Source organism: Robertmurraya korlensis, from assembly GCF_023715225.1.
GTDB lineage: Bacteria > Bacillota > Bacilli > Bacillales > Cytobacillaceae > Robertmurraya_A.
This window is the reverse complement of the sequence record NZ_JAMBNS010000001.1, coordinates 649,226-669,761: the sequence shown is the minus strand read 5'-3', so window position 1 is coordinate 669,761 and position 20,536 is coordinate 649,226. Positions and strand designations below refer to the sequence as shown.

24 protein-coding genes are annotated in these 20,536 nt (G+C 37.6%); 1 reads left to right on the top strand and 23 read right to left on the bottom strand.

The features are described from left to right. Positions 1-24 precede the first annotated feature (24 nt). From M3175_RS03640 to M3175_RS03570, 15 genes are all read right to left on the bottom strand, one after another. On the bottom strand, positions 25-1,215 hold the full coding sequence (locus tag M3175_RS03640; RefSeq protein ID WP_251514710.1) for a pyridoxal phosphate-dependent aminotransferase: 1,191 nt from the start codon (positions 1,213-1,215) through the stop codon (positions 25-27). An 18-nt stretch (positions 1,216-1,233) separates the two neighbouring features. Then, the gene (locus M3175_RS03635) at positions 1,234-1,707 is read right to left on the bottom strand and encodes a cell wall elongation regulator TseB-like domain-containing protein (protein ID WP_251514708.1); all 474 of its coding nucleotides are present in this window, start codon (positions 1,705-1,707) and stop codon (positions 1,234-1,236) included. Positions 1,708-1,723: 16 nt separating this feature from the next. Next, positions 1,724-1,894, bottom strand: coding sequence for a YpmA family protein (locus tag M3175_RS03630; RefSeq protein ID WP_251515302.1), 171 nt, complete (start codon positions 1,892-1,894; stop codon positions 1,724-1,726). Positions 1,895-2,073: 179 nt separating this feature from the next. After that, positions 2,074-2,928, bottom strand: a complete 855-nt coding sequence (locus M3175_RS03625; RefSeq protein WP_251514707.1) for a ComEC/Rec2 family competence protein — start codon at positions 2,926-2,928, stop codon at positions 2,074-2,076. Between the two features lie 76 nt (positions 2,929-3,004). Then, entirely contained in the window at positions 3,005-5,803 is a 2,799-nt protein-coding gene (gene dinG, locus M3175_RS03620) for an ATP-dependent DNA helicase DinG (protein ID WP_251514705.1), read from the bottom strand. Between the two features lie 118 nt (positions 5,804-5,921). Then, entirely contained in the window at positions 5,922-6,305 is a 384-nt protein-coding gene (gene panD / locus M3175_RS03615) for an aspartate 1-decarboxylase (RefSeq protein ID WP_251514703.1), read from the bottom strand. Positions 6,306-6,334: 29 nt separating this feature from the next. Then, a complete protein-coding gene (gene panC, locus M3175_RS03610) occupies positions 6,335-7,180 on the bottom strand; it encodes a pantoate--beta-alanine ligase (protein ID WP_251514701.1) in 846 nt (281 codons plus the stop codon). Continuing rightward, the gene (panB, locus tag M3175_RS03605; protein ID WP_251514700.1) at positions 7,177-8,013 is read right to left on the bottom strand and encodes a 3-methyl-2-oxobutanoate hydroxymethyltransferase; all 837 of its coding nucleotides are present in this window, start codon (positions 8,011-8,013) and stop codon (positions 7,177-7,179) included. Before panB ends, panC begins: the two co-directional genes overlap by 4 nt. 242 nt (positions 8,014-8,255) lie before the next feature. Next, a complete protein-coding gene (locus M3175_RS03600; RefSeq protein ID WP_251514698.1) occupies positions 8,256-9,236 on the bottom strand; it encodes a biotin--[acetyl-CoA-carboxylase] ligase in 981 nt (326 codons plus the stop codon). Then, a complete protein-coding gene (locus M3175_RS03595; protein ID WP_251514696.1) occupies positions 9,221-10,420 on the bottom strand; it encodes a CCA tRNA nucleotidyltransferase in 1,200 nt (399 codons plus the stop codon). Before M3175_RS03595 ends, M3175_RS03600 begins: the two co-directional genes overlap by 16 nt. Continuing rightward, positions 10,404-11,564 (bottom strand): N-acetyl-alpha-D-glucosaminyl L-malate synthase BshA, encoded by a 1,161-nt coding sequence (gene bshA / locus M3175_RS03590; RefSeq protein WP_251514695.1) that lies wholly within the window; start codon positions 11,562-11,564, stop codon positions 10,404-10,406. The genes M3175_RS03595 and bshA overlap by 17 nt, the downstream gene beginning before the upstream one ends. A gap of 2 nt (positions 11,565-11,566) precedes the next feature. Then, complete coding sequence (gene bshB1 / locus M3175_RS03585; protein ID WP_251514693.1) at positions 11,567-12,274, bottom strand: bacillithiol biosynthesis deacetylase BshB1; 708 nt, start codon at positions 12,272-12,274, stop codon at positions 11,567-11,569. Further along, the gene (gene mgsA, locus M3175_RS03580) at positions 12,264-12,686 is read right to left on the bottom strand and encodes a methylglyoxal synthase (protein WP_251514691.1); all 423 of its coding nucleotides are present in this window, start codon (positions 12,684-12,686) and stop codon (positions 12,264-12,266) included. Before mgsA ends, bshB1 begins: the two co-directional genes overlap by 11 nt. A gap of 17 nt (positions 12,687-12,703) precedes the next feature. Then, on the bottom strand, positions 12,704-13,501 hold the full coding sequence (gene dapB / locus M3175_RS03575) for a 4-hydroxy-tetrahydrodipicolinate reductase (protein WP_251514689.1): 798 nt from the start codon (positions 13,499-13,501) through the stop codon (positions 12,704-12,706). Positions 13,502-13,503: 2 nt separating this feature from the next. After that, complete coding sequence (locus M3175_RS03570) at positions 13,504-13,827, bottom strand: nucleotide pyrophosphohydrolase (RefSeq protein ID WP_251515299.1); 324 nt, start codon at positions 13,825-13,827, stop codon at positions 13,504-13,506. Positions 13,828-14,075: 248 nt separating this feature from the next. Here M3175_RS03570 and M3175_RS03565 point away from each other — a divergent pair, with 248 nt between their 5' ends. Next, the gene (locus tag M3175_RS03565; protein ID WP_251514687.1) at positions 14,076-14,948 is read left to right on the top strand and encodes a YitT family protein; all 873 of its coding nucleotides are present in this window, start codon (positions 14,076-14,078) and stop codon (positions 14,946-14,948) included. A 28-nt stretch (positions 14,949-14,976) separates the two neighbouring features. Here M3175_RS03565 and M3175_RS03560 read toward each other — a convergent pair whose 3' ends face one another. The 8 genes from M3175_RS03560 to M3175_RS03525 form a co-directional block, all read right to left on the bottom strand. Next, positions 14,977-15,657: a zinc metallopeptidase gene (locus M3175_RS03560; RefSeq protein WP_205536640.1), complete on the bottom strand. Its 681-nt coding sequence runs from the start codon at positions 15,655-15,657 to the stop codon at positions 14,977-14,979. Between the two features lie 60 nt (positions 15,658-15,717). Then, complete coding sequence (gene ypjB / locus M3175_RS03555; protein WP_251514686.1) at positions 15,718-16,512, bottom strand: sporulation protein YpjB; 795 nt, start codon at positions 16,510-16,512, stop codon at positions 15,718-15,720. 79 nt (positions 16,513-16,591) lie between these two features. Next, on the bottom strand, positions 16,592-17,188 hold the full coding sequence (gene lhaT / locus M3175_RS03550) for a lipoprotein heptaprenylglyceryl N-acetyltransferase LhaT (RefSeq protein ID WP_251514684.1): 597 nt from the start codon (positions 17,186-17,188) through the stop codon (positions 16,592-16,594). 58 nt (positions 17,189-17,246) lie between these two features. Next, positions 17,247-18,014 carry a menaquinol-cytochrome c reductase cytochrome b/c subunit gene (locus M3175_RS03545; protein ID WP_251514682.1) on the bottom strand — a complete coding sequence of 256 codons (768 nt, stop codon included), beginning with the start codon at positions 18,012-18,014 and terminating at the stop codon, positions 17,247-17,249. 53 nt (positions 18,015-18,067) lie between these two features. Next, on the bottom strand, positions 18,068-18,742 hold the full coding sequence (gene qcrB / locus M3175_RS03540; RefSeq protein ID WP_251514680.1) for a menaquinol-cytochrome c reductase cytochrome b subunit: 675 nt from the start codon (positions 18,740-18,742) through the stop codon (positions 18,068-18,070). 3 nt (positions 18,743-18,745) lie between these two features. Next, a complete protein-coding gene (locus M3175_RS03535; RefSeq protein WP_160547153.1) occupies positions 18,746-19,252 on the bottom strand; it encodes a QcrA and Rieske domain-containing protein in 507 nt (168 codons plus the stop codon). 150 nt (positions 19,253-19,402) lie between these two features. Beyond that, positions 19,403-19,846, bottom strand: coding sequence for a YpiF family protein (locus tag M3175_RS03530; protein WP_306663935.1), 444 nt, complete (start codon positions 19,844-19,846; stop codon positions 19,403-19,405). A 111-nt stretch (positions 19,847-19,957) separates the two neighbouring features. Beyond that, positions 19,958-20,506, bottom strand: coding sequence for a ReoY family proteolytic degradation factor (locus tag M3175_RS03525; protein ID WP_251514678.1), 549 nt, complete (start codon positions 20,504-20,506; stop codon positions 19,958-19,960). Positions 20,507-20,536: the final 30 nt, after the last annotated feature.

The window sequence follows — 20,536 nt, the reverse complement described above, 5'->3', positions numbered from 1 at the left end:
CCAAGGCATTCTGTTTTCAGCATATTAGACCATTTTGCTTTCTACGAACGTTTTCATACGTTTAATGGCTTCTTCTAACTGGTTTAATGAAGTCGCATAAGAGAGGCGAATATTATCAGGGGTTCCAAATCCAGAACCTGGAACAACAGCAACCTTTGCCTCCTCCAGTAAACCTTCCACAAATCCATCTACTGAATCATACCCACAGGCTTGAGCCGCTTTGCTTGCATTTGGATATAGATAAAATGCACCTTGCGGCTTTACACATGTAAAGCCTGGGATTTGTATTAGCTGTTCAAAAATAATATTTAAACGTTCTTCAAATGCCTTTTTCATTTCAGCCACAGGTTCCTCTGAACCGTTATATGCCGCAATTGCACCAAATTGAGCAGTTGTCGTTGGGTTTGAAGTACTATGACTAGCGAGATTGGTCATAGCAGCAATAATTTCACGATTTCCTGCTGCGTATCCAATTCTCCATCCTGTCATGGAATGTGACTTCGACACGCCATTAATGATGATCGTTTGTTCTTTTAATTCAGGAGATAATTGAGCAATAGAAACATGTTTATTTTCTCCATAAACAAGCTTTTCATAAATTTCGTCAGAAACAATTAAAACATTTTTTTGTAGACAAATTTGACCTAGTTCGAAAAGCTCCTCTTCTGTATACAACATTCCCGTTGGATTACTTGGAGAATTGATAATTACCGCCTTTGTCTTTTCTGTGATGGCGTTAGATAATTGAGCAGGTGTAATTTTAAACTCATTTTCTTCGAGTCCATCGATATAAACTGGTTGTCCCCCAGCTAATTTTACTTGTTCAGGGTAGCTTACCCAATAAGGAGTTGGGATGATGACTTCATCGCCCTCATCTAAAATTACTTGAAAGAGTGTATAAAGAGCGTGTTTTGCTCCATTTGTAACGATGATTTCTTTTGCGGAATAGTCAATGCCTTGATCTTCTTTAAACTTTGTTGCAATCGCAGCTAAAAGCTTTGGTAACCCTGCAGAAGGTGTATACTTTGTGTGACCCTCATTCATTGATGCAACAGCTGCATCAATGATATGCTGTGGCGTATTAAAATCCGGCTCACCAGCGCCTAATCCGATTACATCATAGCCTTCTTCCTTTAATGCTTTTGCCTTTGCTGTAATTGCTAAAGTTGTCGATGGTGTTAATGCCTTTACTCTTTTCGCTAATACAAATCCCATTTTCTTTGCCTCCAAAATTTATAAGTTCTTTATTTCTCTAACTTCTTCCCCAGTTTCAAAGTCAATGTAGAAATAGTTAATCTTATTGTTGTTTGAGCGATAGTAAATTTCCCATAGTGGGTTATTTTTTTCCATCCCTAAACGAACATCTATAATTTGGTCGGGAGATACTTCATTAGATAAAGTATTAATAGCTTCAGACTTTGTGATTCCATCTTCTGCCGGTAAGACCACTATTTTTCCACCTTTTTCAGGAATCCAAGCAATCAGCTTTTCCCCTTTTTTGTTGCTGCCTTGAACAACATAATACGCATCTGATCCATGATATAACGAAAATTCCGTAATATCAGTTATTTCCGTTTCTTCCTTAGCGATTGCTGTAGCACGACTTTCCGCATCAGCAATTGGCGCAGTTGCGTTTAAATATATTTTAATCGTAATTCCGATGACGATCATTACTCCAATTATTGCAATCCAAAACCACTTCTTCATGAATTTAGCACCACTTTTATGTACGATAAATAGTAAATACAGCTTTTGTGTTATCTTGTTGATCTAGAGCTAGACCGAACATTAAGTTCTCTCTCTTTAACGTCCGATTTAAGGCATCGACCACCTTATAAAAGTCTGATGTATACTCAACCTTTACAGTTGACAATACCTCTATTTTACTTTCCACTACAACTTTCACTCCATTCTCTAATATTTGTTAGCAATAGCTTTTTTAGAAAAGGTTACAATATATTTAAGCAACTGCTTATTTCTTATCAAACATTATAACAGCTTTTGAGCGATTGATATTAAATTTTTTTCTAGTTCACACACAATTTTCCCGCGCTGTATAAGCGCGGACTTTTTTTATTCCTCTGACTTGGAAATAGAAATGATTTCATAGTTGGTAGGAGTGAATTTAATTGTTAAAATTCCATGCATTTTTGTGTAATGAACATCAAGCCATATATCTTGAAGTAGCTTCAAGATATCCTGATGGGGAGCCATATTCTTAGACTGAAATATAACAGCCAATTGTGGATCCATATGTCTTAATAATTTTTCATTTATGGAATTCTCCATCGCAAAATGAGGAATTTTGACGATATTTACATTTGAAAGATCAGACTTTAATAATGTACGATTTGATTCCTCTGTCATTGATGTAAGAATGAGAAATCGGCTACTCTTATATGTAAAAGAAAGGTCCAAACCTTCTTCCTTAGAAGCACCGTTGTATAAAACCTCTGCTTCAAGATTTTGGACTAGCATTTGCTTTGTACCCTGAGTCCACAGATGGATTCCAATATCCTGTATCTCGTTACTTCCCGTTTTTATCGTTTCTATTTTTTCTGCTATAGATTTGCTTGTGATAACCTGCTTTACATCATAAAATTCAGCAAGCATATTTAAATTTCCAACATACCCTTCTTCCGGGCTCGTTAAGATGATGGTTGAAATATGACTAACTTTATACAGCTTTAATAGTCTTTTTAATTCTTCCTCTGTATCTTGATGACCTGTATTAACTAAGATATGTTCTCCTTGCCCATTTTGGATCAGTGTTGCTTCCCCATTTGTTAAAGGTAAAAATGTAACGGCTAATTCATCATCTTTTAAGTTTAAGTCAATGCTTTCAACTTCAGCAGGTACAAACGGCGAATCCGCAGGTACGTAATACCAATTTGCTACAATCATGCAGATCGTAAAAATAAAACTCATATTCGTCCCCCCTAATACTCTAAATTTTAGTTTGTGATGTTTATGAAAATTTATCCATTTAGAGGGGACATGTTAGTTAAAGCCAATCTTCTATTACGGTTAACATTTCATTAATGTCTAAAGTTTTTACTGGAACAGTAGGAATCGATTTTAAAAAGGCCTTTCCATATGTGGTTGTCACAATTCTTCGATCGAAAATAATCACAAACCCTCTATCCGTTTTCTTTCTAATTAACCTTCCAAAACCTTGTTTAAATCGTAATACTGCTTCAGGTAATGAATGCTTTGAAAAAGGATTTTGACCTTTTGCTTGCATTAATTCTCCTTTTGCTTCCGAAATAGGATCGTCTGGAGGTGTGAATGGCAATCGAACAATAATCAAGCAACTTAGAGCTTCGCCTGGTATATCAATTCCTTCCCAGAAACTGCTTGTTCCTAATAAAATTGATTTTTCAAACCGTTGAAAATTTCTCGTCAGTCTCGATCTACTTCCGCTTGTAATCCCTTGAGCAAATAGTACATAGTCATCTAATAGACCACTTTCCTTTATTAGATCGTATGTTTTCTTTAACATATCATACGAAGTAAAGAGTATCAGCATTCTTCCCTTTGTTGCTTCTGCAATTGAGATGATATGTTCCGTAATAGCTGCCACATAATCTGATAAAGGTACCTTATTAATTTCTGGTAAATCTTCCGGAATTAATACTTGGACTTGCTCCTTATAGGCAAAAGGAGAAGGAATATGAAGGGTACTACAATTCTCTTTCCCTAGCCCTAATGAATCTAAAACATAATCAAATGAGTGATTTACTGTCATAGTAGCAGAAGTAAGTACCGCACTTTTTTTCTTATCAAAAAACTGTTCCTTTAAAAATTCAGAGATAATTACCGGTTGAGAATAGATTGACGTTAAATTTTGTGTTGCTCTTCCATCCATTTCAATCCAGGTAACATGTGAAGGTAGAGGATGAATAATAAGATTCTTCATTTGATTTCGAATCTGTTCAATTTCATCTAAGAACGAAATTACTTCATTCATGGTGATTTTTTGATGATAATCAAGCGTATTTTGTTGGCTTTTTACAAAATCCACCCATTTACATACGGTCTCATGTAAATCCTTCAATAAAAATTGACATCGCTCCGCAGAAGCAACCGCCGAGTGCCACTCTTTAGCCGATTCATCATGGGTCAATCTTTTAATCAATCTTTGGTTCCCTTTTTTTGCGTTCTTTTTTACAAATAACGCAATTGCTCTGAATAAGTCATCTAATTCAAACTGTAGTTCAACGATCATTTCATTTATTTGAAAAGAGTGTAATAGTTGATCGCTTTTTTCGATAGGCAATTTCGTTAAGATTTGCTCTAACTCATAGAAGGTTTGCCTCTGATCGGTACTTCCAAACTGACTTATAAGCATTCTTATTGATAAATAATCAATGGATTGATTAAAACTCTTGCCAACAGCTTTTTCGAAATGATGAGCTTCATCGATAATAACAAATTCAAAAGGAGGAAGGATACTATTCTCTGCATTCAAGTCAGCCATTAACAATGAGTGATTTGTAATAATAATCTTTGCATCATTTACCCGTTGTCTAGTGAGAAAATAGAAATCGTGAGATAGCCATGAACGATCCTTCACAAAGGACGAACTATCATTTTTAATACGATTCCAGTAAAGAAGACCCCCACTTGATAAGTTTAGCTCCTCGTAATCACCCGTTAGTGTTTGTGTGAGCCATACTAAGATTTGCATCTTTGTTAAGCTTGTATCGTAATTATCTTCTTCTTCGAATAAAGATTGGTGAAACTTATCTAGGCTTATATAATGGTGTCTCCCCTTTAAGAGAACTACTTCTAGAGGGAAGTCTACCATTTTTTTTAACAAGGGGATATCCTTAGTTAGCAACTGTTCTTGAAGTTGTGTCGTGTACGTACTTACAATAATTTTATGATTTGTGTTGTTGGAAAATATCGCTGCTGGTAACAAATAAGCCAATGATTTACCGACCCCAGTTCCAGCTTCGATCAGGGCATGACGCTCCTCTTGAAAAGCTGAATACACATGATCGAGCATTTGAACCTGTCCGTCTCGCTTTTCATAATCCTTAAATGCCTTATGAAACATTGCTTCCTTTTCTTCGATTGTGCTCGGATAGATTCCCTTTATAGGATATTCTTTTTTTTCTAACTCTTCTTTCTTCCTCAAAACAAGTCCTTGAAATATTTCCAGTCCTTCAGGAATCACATCTCTTGAACTAGACTTTCCTAGTACATACTCATCTAGCAGCAAGGAGATATCACTTTTTAGCCCCCCAGCAAGCTTTAAGAGTTGTCTTAAAGTGAGTTCAGGAAGATCCTTTAACAAATTAATTAAAATAAGGAATAGCTCAGCTGTTACATATGCATCGCTATCAGCCTGATGAGGACGATCATGTGCTAATCCCTCTTGAATAGATAGGTCAGTTAATTTAAAGCTATCCGCTGTAGGAAAGACAATTCTCGAAAGCTCAACTGTATCAATAACTGGTCCAAAAAATCCTTCATACCCCGAATGTATTAACTCTTCCTGAAGAAAAGAAAGATCAAATAAAACATTATGAGCGACAAAAAAAGCACCTTCTAATAATTGTAAAATTTTCGGTGCAATCTCAGAGAAGGTTGGCGCGTCCTTTATCATGTCATTATTAAGACCCGTCAACTCCTCGATAAATAGGGGTATGGGTTTATCTGAACTTACCAAAGAAGAAAACGTTTCTTTAATTTCGCCGTTTTCTATCACTACAGCGGCAAATTGAATAATTTTATCCCCTTTTTTCGGTGAATTCCCTGTGGTTTCTAAATCTACTACTACAAAACGATTTGTCATTCGTCACACCTCGAACATTCATTCAATCAAACGGTAACACAAATTGGCAAAAAGAAAAAGTAGAAGCCATTGATTGAATTGAATATGGCTATGAAAAAACCCCCTGTGGAAGGGGGAATTAGCGTATCGTTCTTTCTGGTTCCGCATGAAGTAATTCTACAATTTGATTTTGCTCATCCATAATAGCTACTTTCGGTTCGTGAGAAGCAACCTTATCTTCTGCAACTAATGCGTATGAGATGATGATAACTACATCCCCTTCTTGGACTAATCGTGCTGCTGCTCCATTTAAGCAAACAACACCGCTACCTCTTGTCCCAGGAATAATATATGTTTCAAATCTAGCTCCATTATTATTATTCACAATTTGCACTTTTTCATTAGCAACCATACCTACAGCATCTAAAATATCTGTATCAATGGTGATGCTTCCTACATAATTTAAATTCGCTTCCGTAACTCTTGCGCGATGGATCTTTCCGTTCATCATTGTACGAAACATAGTTATTTCTCCTCTCTACTTCTCGATATCTATATAGTGAGCACCAAATTATCTATTAAACGAGCATTCGAAAACTTCACTGCAAGAGCAATGATAACTTTCCCCTCAAGAACCTCTAGGTTTTCCAGTTCTGGATAAGAGTAGATCTCAATATAATCAACCGTTCCTGTTGAATTGTTACTTATCATTTTTCTCATGTTTGAAATAATTGCTTCTATATCTTTTTCCCCTGCACGGATTTGTATTTCCGCTTCTGTTAAGCTTTTATAAAGGATAGATGCTTCCTCGCGCTCTTTGGAGGTTAATCTTACATTACGAGAGCTTTTTGCAAGACCGTCCTCTTCCCTTACCGTTTCTACAGAAATTAGTTCAATCGGGAAATGCAAATCGCTAATTAACCCATCAACAACCGCTACCTGCTGCGCATCCTTCATACCAAAATAAGCACGAGCTGGCTGTATAATATGGAAAAGCTTCGCTAATACAGTTGCAACGCCATCAAAATGACCAGGCCTTGTGCTTCCACAAAGGACATCAACCCTTTTTTGAACCACAAGTGTAACTGAAGGCTTCGATGGATACATTTCTTCAACTGATGGATAAAAAATATAATCTACCTTTTCATTTTTTGCTATTTCACTATCGCGCTCAAAATCGCGCGGATAAGCATCAAGATCCTCATTCGGTCCAAACTGTAATGGATTAACAAATATACTCATAATCACAATATCATTATCTTCTCTTGCTTTCTTTACTAATCGGACATGACCCTCGTGAAGGTAACCCATGGTTGGGACATAGCCGATTGAAAGCTTGTCGTTTTTTAGTGATTGAACTTCTTTTTGCATTTGTGAAATTGAAGTGATTACTTTCATCTTTCTCCTCCATACAGTCCCTTTAACTCTTCTTCTTTCATCGAAAAGCTTTGATCATCTGAAGGAAATTGACTATTCTTCACCTCAGATACATAAGCTGAAATTCCTTTAGTAGCTAGCTCATCTACATTTCCATATGTCTTCACAAATTTTGGAACTCGATTCACACCATAAGTGACCACATCATGATAGACAAGAACTTGACCATCTACCTCCACACCTGCCCCAATCCCAATGACTGGAATAGATAATTGCTTCGTGATTTCTCTTGCAAGTTGCTTTGGTACACATTCTAAAACTAGCATAAATGCGCCTGCTTCTTCACAAAGCTTCGCGTCTTGAATTAATTTTTGTGCCGCTTGTGCATCCTTCCCTTGAACCTTGTAACCGCCTAACACAGCTACTGACTGAGGAGTAAGACCCAAATGGGCACAAACAGGAATTCCTGCATTTGTTAAGGCTTGAATATGTTCAAGTACCCCATCTGCCCCTTCAAGCTTTAGAGCCTGCGCTCCTGTTTCTTGAATCATTTTTGCCCCAGTTATTAATGTATCTCGGACGGATAAATGATAGCTCATAAAAGGCATATCGACAACTGTAAAAGTATTGGAAGCTCCACGTTTTACCGCTTTGCTGTGATGAATCATATCAGCCGTTGTTACTGGAATCGTTGAATCATACCCTAACACAACCATCCCTAATGAATCACCAACAAGAATTATGTCTACTTCGCAACCTTCTGCTTGCTTGGCTGAAGGATAATCGTATGCGGTTAACATAACGATTTTCTCACCATTTTTTTTCATACTTCTAAAATCATTCAACTGTTTCATATACATTCTCCTTTCCCGGAGAGGAACAAAACATTTGATTACAATATAAAAAGGAATCCTAAAAATACACAGAAGGATCCCTGAAAAATTTGATGTTTTGTTTAATCCCTCTGTCCCGGTCCATCTTTGGATCTAGGCAGACTACTTATAAAATTTAGTATACACAAATGGTGCAGTTCACAGTGGATACTGCCCGACGCTTCAAATTATAGCAAAATCCTTTTAAATTATCTATTTACAAATTAGTGAAGTTCTATGTCTGCGGAATAAATATGATGTATTTCACCTAAATCATCTTCTACCTTCAGTACACCCTCATCGGTGATTCCAAGTGCTTTTCCACTAATTGAACCATTTAAGGTTCTTGCTGTGATTTCTTTTCCGATGCTTATGGCATAGCTTTCCCATAATAACTTAATCGGATAGAATCCTTTATCTAAGAAAATCATGTAAAGTGTTTCGAATTTCTGGAAAATAACCTTTATTAATTCAGCTCTGTCAAGTTCCTTCCCTTCCTTCACCCGTAAGGAAGTGGCAATTTCACGAAGTTCAGGTGGGAAATCTTCTTCTGTTTGATTAATGTTCAAACCCATACCGACGATAACAGAAATAATACGGTCCGCATCTGCCTGAAGCTCAGTTAATATCCCTGTCACTTTTTGTTGCTCAATTAATAGATCATTCGGCCATTTAATTTGCGGAGTTAATGTAGTGCATTCTTCAATTGCTTGAACAATTGCAACGGCCGTAAGTAACGTAAGCTGAGGTGCTCTTTGAATGGGTATTTTCGGTCTTAAAATAAGGCTCATCCAAATCCCCGTAGATTTTGGTGAATGCCATACACGATCCATTCTTCCTCTTCCGCCTTTTTGTTCCTCAGCAATTACAACGGTCCCTTCTACTGCTCCTTCATGCGATAACAAATGTGCAATCTTTTGAGTAGAATCAACCGTTTCTTCATAATGAATGACTTTCCCGATAAACTCTGTCTTTAACCCCAATTGTACGCGGTCAGCTGAAATACTCTTTGGCAAGTTTAAGATTTTATATCCCTTTTTCCTAATCGCCTCTAATTCAAAGCCTTCTTTTCTCAATTCCTCAATATGCTTCCATACGGCTGTTCTAGAACAACCCATTGCATCTGCTAAGTACTGTCCAGAAACATACTCTTGTTCGGAGTTCGTAAATGCTTCAAGAAGCTTTTTTCTTAATTCAGACTGCATTTTGTCACCCACTCTTTTATAACCTCATTATTATTATCAAGTCTACCATGTAGAATTTCTGTTTCAATTTCCCTTAATACATCCTTCACCCATGGCCCTGCATTTTTCTGTTTCCATTCAATTAGGTCTGACCCTGAAACTTTTACATCCGCTAGAGAATGAATAGGCAGAGCTTCAATAATTTTCTGGAGGCTGTCAAATGCAAGAGAATCAACCTTCCTTTGGTAAGCTTGGTAAACCTTCTCCACTTGAAGCGCTGTCTCTTTTCCAGAAGCATATACCGACTCGATTGACCAGTTATTTTTTGAGCGTTCACTCAACCATTTCGACAAATAAACAATCTGTTGAACCCTTTTATTTGAGAATCTTAATCCGCTAAAAAATTGTTTAACTTCTTTTTCACCTTTTTGTATGAAAAGAGAAAATAAAGCCCATTTTTCATCAATGGATAATGATTGAATCGGCAGTTGGGATAGCTGCAACAATGCTGCTTTTTTATCGAGTAAACCCGGTATGTATTTATGTATGTCTGTTTCAATTAACAATTGAATTCCTTGAGCCGTATGAGCACCACTAAGCAGTTTATCTAATTCGGCTGCAATTCTTTCAACTGCAATATGTGAAAGTAAGTGTTTATGATCCTTTATTCCTTGGTATGTATCAGGATCTAATACAAAAGAAAGCTTGCTTACAAACCTGATTCCTCGTAGCATGCGTAATGCATCTTCCGAAAAGCGCTCACTTGCCTTTCCTACGGTACGTATCGTTTTAGCTTCGATATCTATTTTTCCTCCAAAAGGATCTAAAATCTCCCCAAAACGATTCATTGCCACAGCATTCATCGTAAAATCACGCCTTGCAAGGTCTTCTTCAATGGATCGAATAAAAGTTACAGAACTCGGCCTTCGATAATCTATATAATCAGACTCAGAACGAAAGGTGGTGATTTCATATGAATGGGTATTGTATAGGACCATGACCGTACCATGTTCAATCCCAAGGTCAATTGTTCTTGGAAAAATCTCTTTAATTTCACTTGGTGTCGCAGAAGATGCAATATCAATATCATTGATTGGAAATCCAAGTAAATAATCTCTTACGGAGCCTCCCACAAAGTAGGCCTTAAATCCTGCTTTTTCAATTAACTCAAGGACTGGAATCGCTGACTTAAATGGTTCTTTCATATGTTTGTTCACCGCTTTGCAATAAACTTTTATATAAGTCTTCGTATTGCTTAACGATTGTCGTCGCTTGAAATTTTTCTCTTACCAGCTTAACAGAAGCTTCTGAGAATTGCTGATGCTTCGCTGAATTTCGTAAAAGATTAATTGCTTTATCAGACATATCCTCAATGTCTCCAAGTTCACAAATATAGCCACTTTGACCATGGTCGATCACTTCAGGGATGCCTCCTACATTCGTTCCGATACATGGAACACCGCAAGCCATAGCTTCTAATGCAACTAATCCAAAGCTTTCTTTTTCAGATAATAACAGCATGAGGTCACTAATGGAATATAGCTCCTCTACATTATCTTGTTTTCCTAGAAACAGCACTTTATCTCCGATATTTAGCTTTTTAACTAGTTTACAAACGACTGTCATTTCTGGTCCGTCGCCAACAAGCAAGAGCTTAGCTGGAATTCCTTTTGTAATCTTCTCAAATGTACGAACAACATCCTGGACCCTTTTTACTGGTCTAAAATTAGATACATGAATGATTACTTTTTCTTCCGGCAGTATTCCATACTCGTCTTTTAAATGAGAGGAGTCTGACCTATTATACACTCGTTCATCAATAAAGTTATAAACCGTTTCGATTGTCTTATCAGGATTTATCAGGTCGTACGTCTGACTAATTAAGGATTTAGACACAGCGGTAACAATATCTGACTTTTCAATTCCAAATCGAATAGCATCCGTTAATGAAGGATCATACCCCAAAACAGTAATATCGGTACCGTGTAGTGTGGTTACAATCTTTACATCTCTTCCACTCATTTGCTTTGCTAAAATAGCACAAACCGCATGCGGTATCGCATAATGGACATGAAGAAGGTCCAACTCTTCACGGTTGATAACCTCCGCCATTTTACTTGCTAGAGCAATATCATAGGGCGGATATTGAAAGACTGAGTATTGATTTACCTCTACCTGATGGTAATACACATTATGGTACATCCTATTTAATCGAAATGGGAGGCTCGAAGATATGAAATGAATTTCATGCCCATTTTCAGCCAACATTTTCCCAAGCTCGGTAGCAATGACACCCGAGCCTCCTACTGTTGGATAACAGGTAATACCTATTTTCATTTTTTTATTCATTGTTATTCTCCTAGTAAATCACGATTGAGTAGAATCGGAGCTCTTACTTTAAAACCTTCTGCGTAATTAGTTCCAACTTCTTTACCAAATAAACGCTCCCTTGCCTCCAAAGCCGGAATATAATTATTCGTAAGCGGTGTGTCTACACTATCCGCTTGCTTTGTAAACTGACTTTTATATGCCTCTAAACTTTCTATTTTCCTTTCATACATATTCGACACATCGATTACGAAATCAGGAGTAGAAAATCCGTTAATCATATAGTAGTAAAGCTGCTTAGGACGGTAGGCCCTATCATCAAACCCTGTCTGAAACTTTTGAATTCCGGCAGAAAAAAAGGCTTCTTCCACAATTCTGGCGCAGTTTCCATGATCAGGGTGACGATCTTTTTCATAAGGAACAAAAACGATCTCCGGTCGATACTTCCGAATGATATGTGCGGCTTGACGAATCGCTTTCTCTGTTAATAATAATCCTCGATCAGGAAGATTTAATGTAATTCGTTCTTTTATACCGAGAATATGAGCTGCTTTCATCGCTTCTTCTTGGCGAAGTTCTACTGTTCCGTTACTTGATAGCTCAGCTTTTGTTAAATCACAAATTACCACCGTTTTCCCTTCAGAGGTGTATTTCGCAATGGTTCCACCCATGCCAATTTCCACATCATCAGCGTGTGCTCCAAAGGATAGGATATGTATATTATTTGTCATTGCCCTCACCTTGCTTTTGATGAATGATGTCTCTCCAGGCAAGATCACCACGCTCGAGTCCTTTTATTAGTACTTCCGCCGTCCCCATATTAGTAGCTAACGGAATCGCGTACACATCACAGAGGCGTACTAACGCGGTCACATCCGGTTCATGAGGTTGTGCCGTAAGAGGATCTCTAAAGAAAAACACCATATCCATTGAATTTTTAGCGATCATTGCTCCGATCTCTTGGTCTCCACCAAGTGGTCCTGACTGAAATCGCTGAATCGACAATCCTGTTGCTTCCATAATTCTTAGGCCAGTTGTACCGGTTGCAAACAAGGCATGATCTTTGAAAATATCCTTATAGGCGATGGCAAAACGTACTAACTCATCCTTTTTATTATCATGAGCAATTAAGGCAATGTTCAAGATAATTCCCCTCCTAGTTATTCGATTATATTTTCTAAACCATAAACAAACACATTCAGCTTCATCACTGAGTCAACTGCCAGCTTTACACCTGACATAAACGACTCCCGATTATATGAGTCATGGCGAATAGAAAGGGTTTGACCTGATGACCCAAACATGACCTCTTGATGAGCAATTAAGCCAGGTAGACGAACAGAATGAATACGCATCCCTTCAAAATTTGCTCCTCTAGCACCAGCCAACGTTTCTGTTTCGGTTGGATGCCCTTGCTCTTTATGATCCCTTACTTCTGCGATCATTTGGGCCGTTTTCAAAGCCGTTCCCGATGGTGCATCTAGTTTTTGGTCATGGTGTAACTCGATAATCTCAACATCTTGAAAGTATCTACCTGCTAGACGGGCAAATTTCATCATTAATACAGCCCCTAGCGCAAAGTTTGGCGCTATAATGCATCCTCTTTTATGGTCATCACAAAGACGTTCTAGTTCTTTTAAGTTATCATCAGAGAAACCGGTCGTACCAACAACCGGTCTAACCCCATGTAGAAGAGCCGTTTTTGCATGGTACATTCCAAATTCAGGTGTTGTTAAATCAATTAAAACATCAGGTTTAACTGTATTGAAACAGTCTTCAATTTCTGTAAATATAGGTGCATCCACAGAGGGAAAACCAATATCACTAAGCTTCAATCCATTATTCTTATAGTCAAGTGCTCCAACAAGCTCATATTCCTCAGTATTCATAACAAGCTTTACTGCCTCTGAACCCATTCTCCCACGAGGTCCTGCAACTACTACTTTAATCTTTTCCACAATTATTCCCCTTCCGTTTCAATTCTTGTCCATCGATTTTTATCTCGTGTATTAAACTTTTCCATTACACGGTTATGGGCTTCTTCTAAATCAATATTGAGTGAATTAGCAAAGCAAATGAGAACAAATAACATGTCTCCAAGTTCTTCTTCAATGGTATTTTCCTTCTCAGTTGCCTTCTTTGGTTTCTCACCATAATAATGATTCACTTCTCGAGCTAGTTCACCAAGCTCTTCAGTCATTCTTGCAAGCATAGCAAGTGGACTAAAATAGCCTTCTTTAAACTGGCCAATGTATGTATCTACCTCTTCTTGCAATTGCTTCATTGTCTTATTACTGTTTTCCAAAGGTATTCACCTCATATCATATCGTGTGCAGCCATTTTTCTCTACACCTATTATTACAATGTTAGCTAAAAGGACCACTATTTACAAATATTTTGATAGGGTTCTCTCCATCAGATTCTAATGAAGAACAGCTATGATATTGCGTTTAAACTTTGATTTCCCTTATAATTAGAAACGCACTAATAGAAATAGCTAAAAATTTCCGTTTATAAAGTGAGGTCAACTGCATGCTTTTTACGCTTAAGCTAAAGAATATCTTTTTTATTCTACTTGGTTCCGCAATCTTTTCTTTCGGTATTGTTCATTTTAATATGCAAAACAATCTAGCTGAAGGTGGTTTTACAGGTATAACCTTATTACTTTACTTTTTATTTAATTTAGATCCTTCCTATACAAATCTCCTCTTAAATATTCCTTTATTTATTATTGGTTGGCGATTATTAGGAAGAAATGTGTTTTTTTATACACTTATAGGTACACTTGCAGTCTCTGTGTTTTTATGGATATTTCAACGATACCAAATCAATATGCCACTTAAAGACGACTTAACTCTTGCTGCACTGTTTGCTGGTGTGTTTATCGGTGTGGGTCTAGGAATTATTTTTCGCTTCGGTGGAACGACTGGTGGCGTGGATATTATTGCGCGTCTTGTCCATAAATACATTGGCTGGAGCATGGGGAAGACGATGTTTTTATTTGATGTGGTGGTTATTACACTATCCCTGATTTTCTACTTAACCTACCAAGAAGCAATGTATACTCTTGTTGCCGTATTTGTTGGTGCTAGAGTTATTGATTTCATGCAAGAAGGGGCTTATTCTGCTAGAGGGGCCATCATTATTTCTGAGAAAAACCAAGAAATTGCAGACAAGATAATGATTGAAATGGAGCGTGGTGTTACCGTTCTTAAAGGCCATGGTTCTTATTCTAAGCAAGAAAAAGAAGTTCTCTATTGTGTTGTTGGTCGAAACGAGATCGTCTTATTAAAGCGAGTCATTACTTCAGTAGACCCTCACGCTTTCGTTTCCGTTTCAGTGGTGCATGATGTACTGGGAGAGGGATTCACTTTAGATGAAAACAAACGCCCCATCGAGCATTAAAAAAACAGCCTATAGGCTGTTTTTTTGTTTAATCTTCACTTCTTGCCATACCTGTATATATCAAGACTAAACGAACTAGCTCAAGAACAGCTACTGCTGCTGCTGCAACATACGTTAATGCCGCTGCATCTAGCACGCGCTTTGTCTCTCTTTCCTCATCATTACGAATGATCCCCATTGAAACCACTTGGTCCATTGCACGGTTCGAAGCATTGAATTCTACTGGCAAAGTAACCACTTGAAAAACAACAGCTGCAGCCATGAAGACAATTCCTAGTAAAAGTAATCCACTAATTTGAGCAAAAATACCCACCATAATCAATATCCAAGATAGATTTGAACCTAAGTTGGCAACAGGAACCAATGCATGTCTAAAGCGTAAGAACGCATAATTCTGATCGTCTTGAATCGCGTGTCCAACTTCGTGTGCAGCAATCGCAGCAGCAGCAACAGAGTGACCGTGATAATTCTCTGAAGAAAGTCTTACTGTTTTTACTCTTGGATCATAATGATCGGTTAAATGTCCTCGAGTTTCCTCTACACCTACATGATATAAACCATTGGCATCTAAGATTTTACGAGCAACCTCTGCTCCACGGATATGGGACGAAGAAGCTACTTTAGAGTATTTTGCGTAAGCACTCTTCACTTTAAATTGAGCCCAGAGTGGAACCAAAATAATTAAAGCAAAGTAAATAAGGGTTGTCATTATGTTCCTCCAATTTAAAACAAGTTGTTACCCCAATTTTATTATTGACAACAATTGATGTCAATCTTTTAGCTCTCTTGAGCGGTTTTGTTCCCGCCTCTGGTTTTTTTCACCGGCATATTTTCTAAACCCTACATATGATAAAGTTGCAACAATAATACTGCCTGTTGTAAAAATAACCCACCAAAGAGAAGGATCCGCTTCATCTTCAGTCATTCCCTCAAAGATACTCTTTAAATCACTTTCTATCGAATCTAAATCTTTCATGCTACTTTCCTCTGAAAGTATTTTTGGTCGATAATGATCAATATAATTGATTTTTGTATCAAGTCTTTGGACTTTCTCTGATCTAATATCAAGTTTTAAACTAGGGTATATCATTTGATATAAAGACAGGAAAGAGTTTAATTGCTCATGAAACCTCTCTGTATGCCCACTTTTGACCGCTTCTTTTACGCCACCAAATACCATGAGCACCTGTCCTTCCATCTCCGTCCAAAGAGGTTGATGACTTGTATTAATGGCGTCCATCACTAGGCGGAACTTGGTTACTTTATTTACGACCTCCGAATGTTCCAATGAATCATTGGCTGTTGCCTCTAACGCCTCATTATGTGCGACTGTTACAATTCGTAATTCATCCATAGAAAACGGTCTTTGGTCCATGCTAATGAATTCTTCAGAAAAATATAAAAGAAGCTTATGTGCATCATCATATCGAGATGATCTCACCATTTGTAAGGCCTCATCAGAGATTGAGTTTAGCTTATCGATAGGCGACGTTTCATCTGCATGTATCGTTATAGGAAATAGTAGAATCAAAATACATATAAATATAACAACTCTTGGCCTCATACTTGTCCCCCCTCTTTATACTATTAAATGTTATGTACGGGAGGACAAGGTTAGACCAGAAATTATTTAATACACAGGATCAAAATGTAAGTTCCATCTTCTTACTGTTTGCTCTTACTACAAACCAATAAGCAAGCATTAAAGATACAATACTTAACCAAAAGGTAAAATAACCAATTTGAGAAATATAATCATCAAGCATATGATATCTCGGTAACATTTTAAACACATAATCAATCACATCATTATGTAATGTCCAAATACCAGTTACAATTAAATGCCACGCTTTAAATCGGTAAAAAGGCGCATATAATAACCCCTGCAAAGCCATTGCCCCATGCGAAAGCATGAGCATATAACCAATCATATCTAACTCTCCTGAAACAACTAAAACAAGATAGTTCATTACAACAGCCCATATTCCATACTTAAACAAGGTCACCATAGCTAACGCCTCAAATAAAGGCCAATTTCTACCGAGTATAAAGGCCACTAAAACAAAAACAAAAAATAAACATGCTGTTGGACTGTCCGGAACAAATACTAAAAAAATCGGTGGTGTTTCTGCTAGCTGATATCGATACCAATAATAAGCATAGATGGTTCCAAGAACATTTATCACGAGTAAGAGCCAAAGAATCATTCGATTGGTTAAAAAAAAGTAAATCCACTTCACCCTTCACACCTCGCTATCATTTGAAAAAAGCTGGCATACACTATGCCAGCTCTAATTATTATTCACTTTTAAGAGAAGAGACAAACTCTGCAAGAACTTCTAACTCTTCATCCGTTCCTTTGAATATACCAGCAGGCATGGAGCCTCTACCATTTTTAGCAATATCCTTAACTTCATCAGCAGTTAATTCATTACCAACTAAAGCTGGGTTTGGGCCTCCCCCTTCAAGATCACCACCATGACATGCTAGGCAGCCATTTTGATCCAGAAGCTTATAGCCATCAGACTCTTGATCAAACTCAACCTCAGCAACAATTTGACCTTGAGCTTTAGCAGCTTCCCAGTCATGTGTTGCAACAGATTCCCAAGTTAAGAATGTAATAGCTGCAAGAGCTAATAACATAAAGCCAGTTGCCAATGGACGCTTAGAAGGACGACGCTCAGGTCCACGGTCGATAAAAGGTGCTAACAATAACCCACCAAATGCTAGTCCAGGAATAATAAATGCCCCAATAGCATTGTATGGTCCCGAAGCATAGCTATACTTTAACAATTGGTATAAGAATAAGAAATACCAGTCTGGCAGTGGAATATATGCCGTATCTGTTGGATCAGCCATTTTCTCTAAAGGAGATGGATGAGCAATAGTTAAACATAAATATCCAATAAGGAAAACTGCCCCTACCATCCATTCTTTGAGAAGGAAGTTAGGCCAGAATGCTTCCGTTTTGCCAGGAAATTCCGAATAGTCTTTCGGAATATTCGGTTTGCGTTCTGCAGGTACACGAGAATCACCTACGAACTTCATACCTTTTCCACGATGCATACAACAATCCCCCTCCTTTTTTATCAAACTCTTTCAATAGATTACATTAGATTTTACAATGGACCAGAGATACCTTGCTTACGAATCATTAAGAAGTGAGCTCCCATTAATCCTAATAGAGCACCAGGTAAGAAGAATACATGAATTGCAAAGAAACGAGTTAATGTTTGCGCACCAACGATATCAGAGTGTCCAGCAAGTAAGATCTTTACTTGTTCTCCGATAAGTGGTGTTGACTCAGCAATTTTTATCCCTACCTTAGTAGCAAAAAGAGCTTTCATATCCCATGGTAATAAATATCCAGTGAATCCTAAACCGAGCATTACGAAGAAAATTAATACTCCGACAATCCAGTTCAATTCACGAGGCTTTTTATACGCACCTTGGAAAAATACTCGCAATGTATGTAAGAACATCATAACGATAACAAGACTAGCACCCCAGTGGTGCATGCCGCGAACAATTTGTCCAAATGCCACTTCATTTTGAAGATAATAAACAGATTCCCATGCATTTTTAATATCTGGTACATAATACATTGTTAGAAACATACCAGATAAAATTTGAATTACAGTAACAAAGAACGTTAAACCACCAAAACAGTACACGAACGCTGAAAAGTGATGAGCAGGGTTTACATGCTCGGGAACTTCATGGTCAGCAATGTCGCGCCACAAAGGCGTAATATCTAAACGTTCATCTACCCAATCATAAATTTTGTTTAACATCTATTACGCCTCCTCTCTTGGCTTGGCTTTTCCTAAAAGTAGGAAGCCATCTTTTTCTTGAGTTGGATATACATCAAGTTTTGCAATCGGTGGTGTACCAGGTACGTTCGTCCCGTCCTTTTCATACAGTCCACCATGACAAGGGCAATAAAAACGATTTTGATTTGCTTTGTCAGTGTTCCAGTCAACCACACAGCCTAAATGCTTACACACGGGTGATAAAGCGACGATCTCCCCATTTTCATCCTTGTATACCCATGCCGTATTTGTTACTTCTGAAGTGTACCAAGCATCTTTTTGTTCAAATGAAAAGTCAACTCGAGTTGGTTCCTCAGTAATTTCACTGATTTTTTGCGGAGTAGGAATAAAATCCCCACTTGCACTCGCTTTCAATACTGGATCAACAGCAAAGCGAACCATTGGCATAAGCATTCCAGCAGCCATGAAACCGCCTACACCAGTGAGAGTGTAGTTTAAGAATTGACGTCTTGAAACACGATGTTTGCTCATACTTTTCCCCCCTCTATTATGAAGTTGAGTCCAACGGACATAATTCAACACATTATAAAACTAGGACATAACCATGATATATCAAGATGTAAGCGAGGTCAATATAATACTTTGACCAAACGATGTCAACTGTGTGACTATTATCTCTTTTTATACATCTTCTTGCCACTTTTGCATAAACAATTGTAAAAGCTGTTTTACTTGGTCCTCTAAAATATTGTTTCTAGCACCCTCATCCATAGCTGCTAACGGGATGGATGGAAGCCAAATTAGCCCTCCCTTTAGTTCCCCTTCTATGGATTTCCACATACTATCTGATGTGACAAAGAAAACATGTTTAAATCCGTTATCGAAAAGCTCTTTCTCCCAAACAATGACTTCTTCTAAAAGCTTTTCTTTGCTTTTATTCTTTAGATAACTATGACCCGGAAGCATTATCATCCTTCCCTTAAACTGCCTTTCTAGAGGGATTGTAAGCAGCTGGATAAATTCCGTCATCGCAACTGACTGCTTAATATCATTTCCAAACGACACCGGAAACAATGGTAAAACAGCTGTGTCTACATACTCTTTCGCTCCTAAAAACATGTCCATATCCTGAGAAACCCATTTCAAAAGAACCACTCCAATTATCTATTAAATCATTTTTATCATACCATTTTTTAGAAACAAAAAAAACCTGCTATGTACTAGCAGGCTTCTTCTTTATTCACTGTTTCCAAGCATTTTTAGCTGTCTTGTTAGTTCCTGAAAGGCTTCCTGATCCTGTCTGTCAAGTGCATCGTCAATCAACGTAAGAAGCTTATCACGCTGGAATTTTGATAAACTAGTTGTTAAAAATCTTTCAGCAAGGATACGATCCTTTTCATTAATTTGCAGACTGTTTGGCATAAATGGATTATCCTCTAGCACAATCACATATTGATGCGCTTGATTTGATGCGTGAAAATTCAACTGAATATAAATCTCTTCATCTCGGTTAAGGCGAATGTCATGGAATGATTTTTCAGCATCCGTTGTCATCACATTTTCCTTATAAAAACGAAACGGTACTTCATCAACGCAATGTGTAGACATAACGAGACCACGTGGGCAATACTGTGCTTGATCAACAAAATGCACTTTTTCCATTAATTGATCATGGCTCATTAAGTAATTTAAAATCCATACACATTCACGTCTTTTTAGTTGATAATGATTTAAAAACCAGCGAATAAAATCTTTTTTCTCGTTGACAGATACAGGGGTCGTCATCGTTGCTTCCCTCCTCTGCATACAACTAAT

Bases quoted from the DNA above. Each gene is read 5' to 3' on its own strand.
- M3175_RS03640 (WP_251514710.1), bottom strand. From the start codon at position 1,215: ATGGGATTTGTATTAGCGAAAAGAGTAAAGGCATTAACACCATCGACA.
- M3175_RS03635 (WP_251514708.1), bottom strand. From the start codon at position 1,707: ATGAAGAAGTGGTTTTGGATTGCAATAATTGGAGTAATGATCGTCATC.
- M3175_RS03625 (WP_251514707.1), bottom strand. From the start codon at position 2,928: ATGAGTTTTATTTTTACGATCTGCATGATTGTAGCAAATTGGTATTAC.
- dinG (WP_251514705.1), bottom strand. From the start codon at position 5,803: ATGACAAATCGTTTTGTAGTAGTAGATTTAGAAACCACAGGGAATTCA.
- panD (WP_251514703.1), bottom strand. From the start codon at position 6,305: ATGTTTCGTACAATGATGAACGGAAAGATCCATCGCGCAAGAGTTACG.
- panC (WP_251514701.1), bottom strand. From the start codon at position 7,180: ATGAAAGTAATCACTTCAATTTCACAAATGCAAAAAGAAGTTCAATCA.
- panB (WP_251514700.1), bottom strand. From the start codon at position 8,013: ATGAAACAGTTGAATGATTTTAGAAGTATGAAAAAAAATGGTGAGAAA.
- M3175_RS03600 (WP_251514698.1), bottom strand. From the start codon at position 9,236: ATGCAGTCTGAATTAAGAAAAAAGCTTCTTGAAGCATTTACGAACTCC.
- M3175_RS03595 (WP_251514696.1), bottom strand. From the start codon at position 10,420: ATGAAAGAACCATTTAAGTCAGCGATTCCAGTCCTTGAGTTAATTGAA.
- bshA (WP_251514695.1), bottom strand. From the start codon at position 11,564: ATGAATAAAAAAATGAAAATAGGTATTACCTGTTATCCAACAGTAGGA.
- bshB1 (WP_251514693.1), bottom strand. From the start codon at position 12,274: ATGACAAATAATATACATATCCTATCCTTTGGAGCACACGCTGATGAT.
- M3175_RS03570 (WP_251515299.1), bottom strand. From the start codon at position 13,827: ATGAAGCAATTGCAAGAAGAGGTAGATACATACATTGGCCAGTTTAAA.
- M3175_RS03565 (WP_251514687.1), top strand. From the start codon at position 14,076: ATGCTTTTTACGCTTAAGCTAAAGAATATCTTTTTTATTCTACTTGGT.
- M3175_RS03560 (WP_205536640.1), bottom strand. From the start codon at position 15,657: ATGACAACCCTTATTTACTTTGCTTTAATTATTTTGGTTCCACTCTGG.
- ypjB (WP_251514686.1), bottom strand. From the start codon at position 16,512: ATGAGGCCAAGAGTTGTTATATTTATATGTATTTTGATTCTACTATTT.
- M3175_RS03545 (WP_251514682.1), bottom strand. From the start codon at position 18,014: ATGCATCGTGGAAAAGGTATGAAGTTCGTAGGTGATTCTCGTGTACCT.
- qcrB (WP_251514680.1), bottom strand. From the start codon at position 18,742: ATGTTAAACAAAATTTATGATTGGGTAGATGAACGTTTAGATATTACG.
- M3175_RS03535 (WP_160547153.1), bottom strand. From the start codon at position 19,252: ATGAGCAAACATCGTGTTTCAAGACGTCAATTCTTAAACTACACTCTC.
- M3175_RS03530 (WP_306663935.1), bottom strand. From the start codon at position 19,846: ATGGACATGTTTTTAGGAGCGAAAGAGTATGTAGACACAGCTGTTTTA.
- M3175_RS03525 (WP_251514678.1), bottom strand. From the start codon at position 20,506: ATGACGACCCCTGTATCTGTCAACGAGAAAAAAGATTTTATTCGCTGG.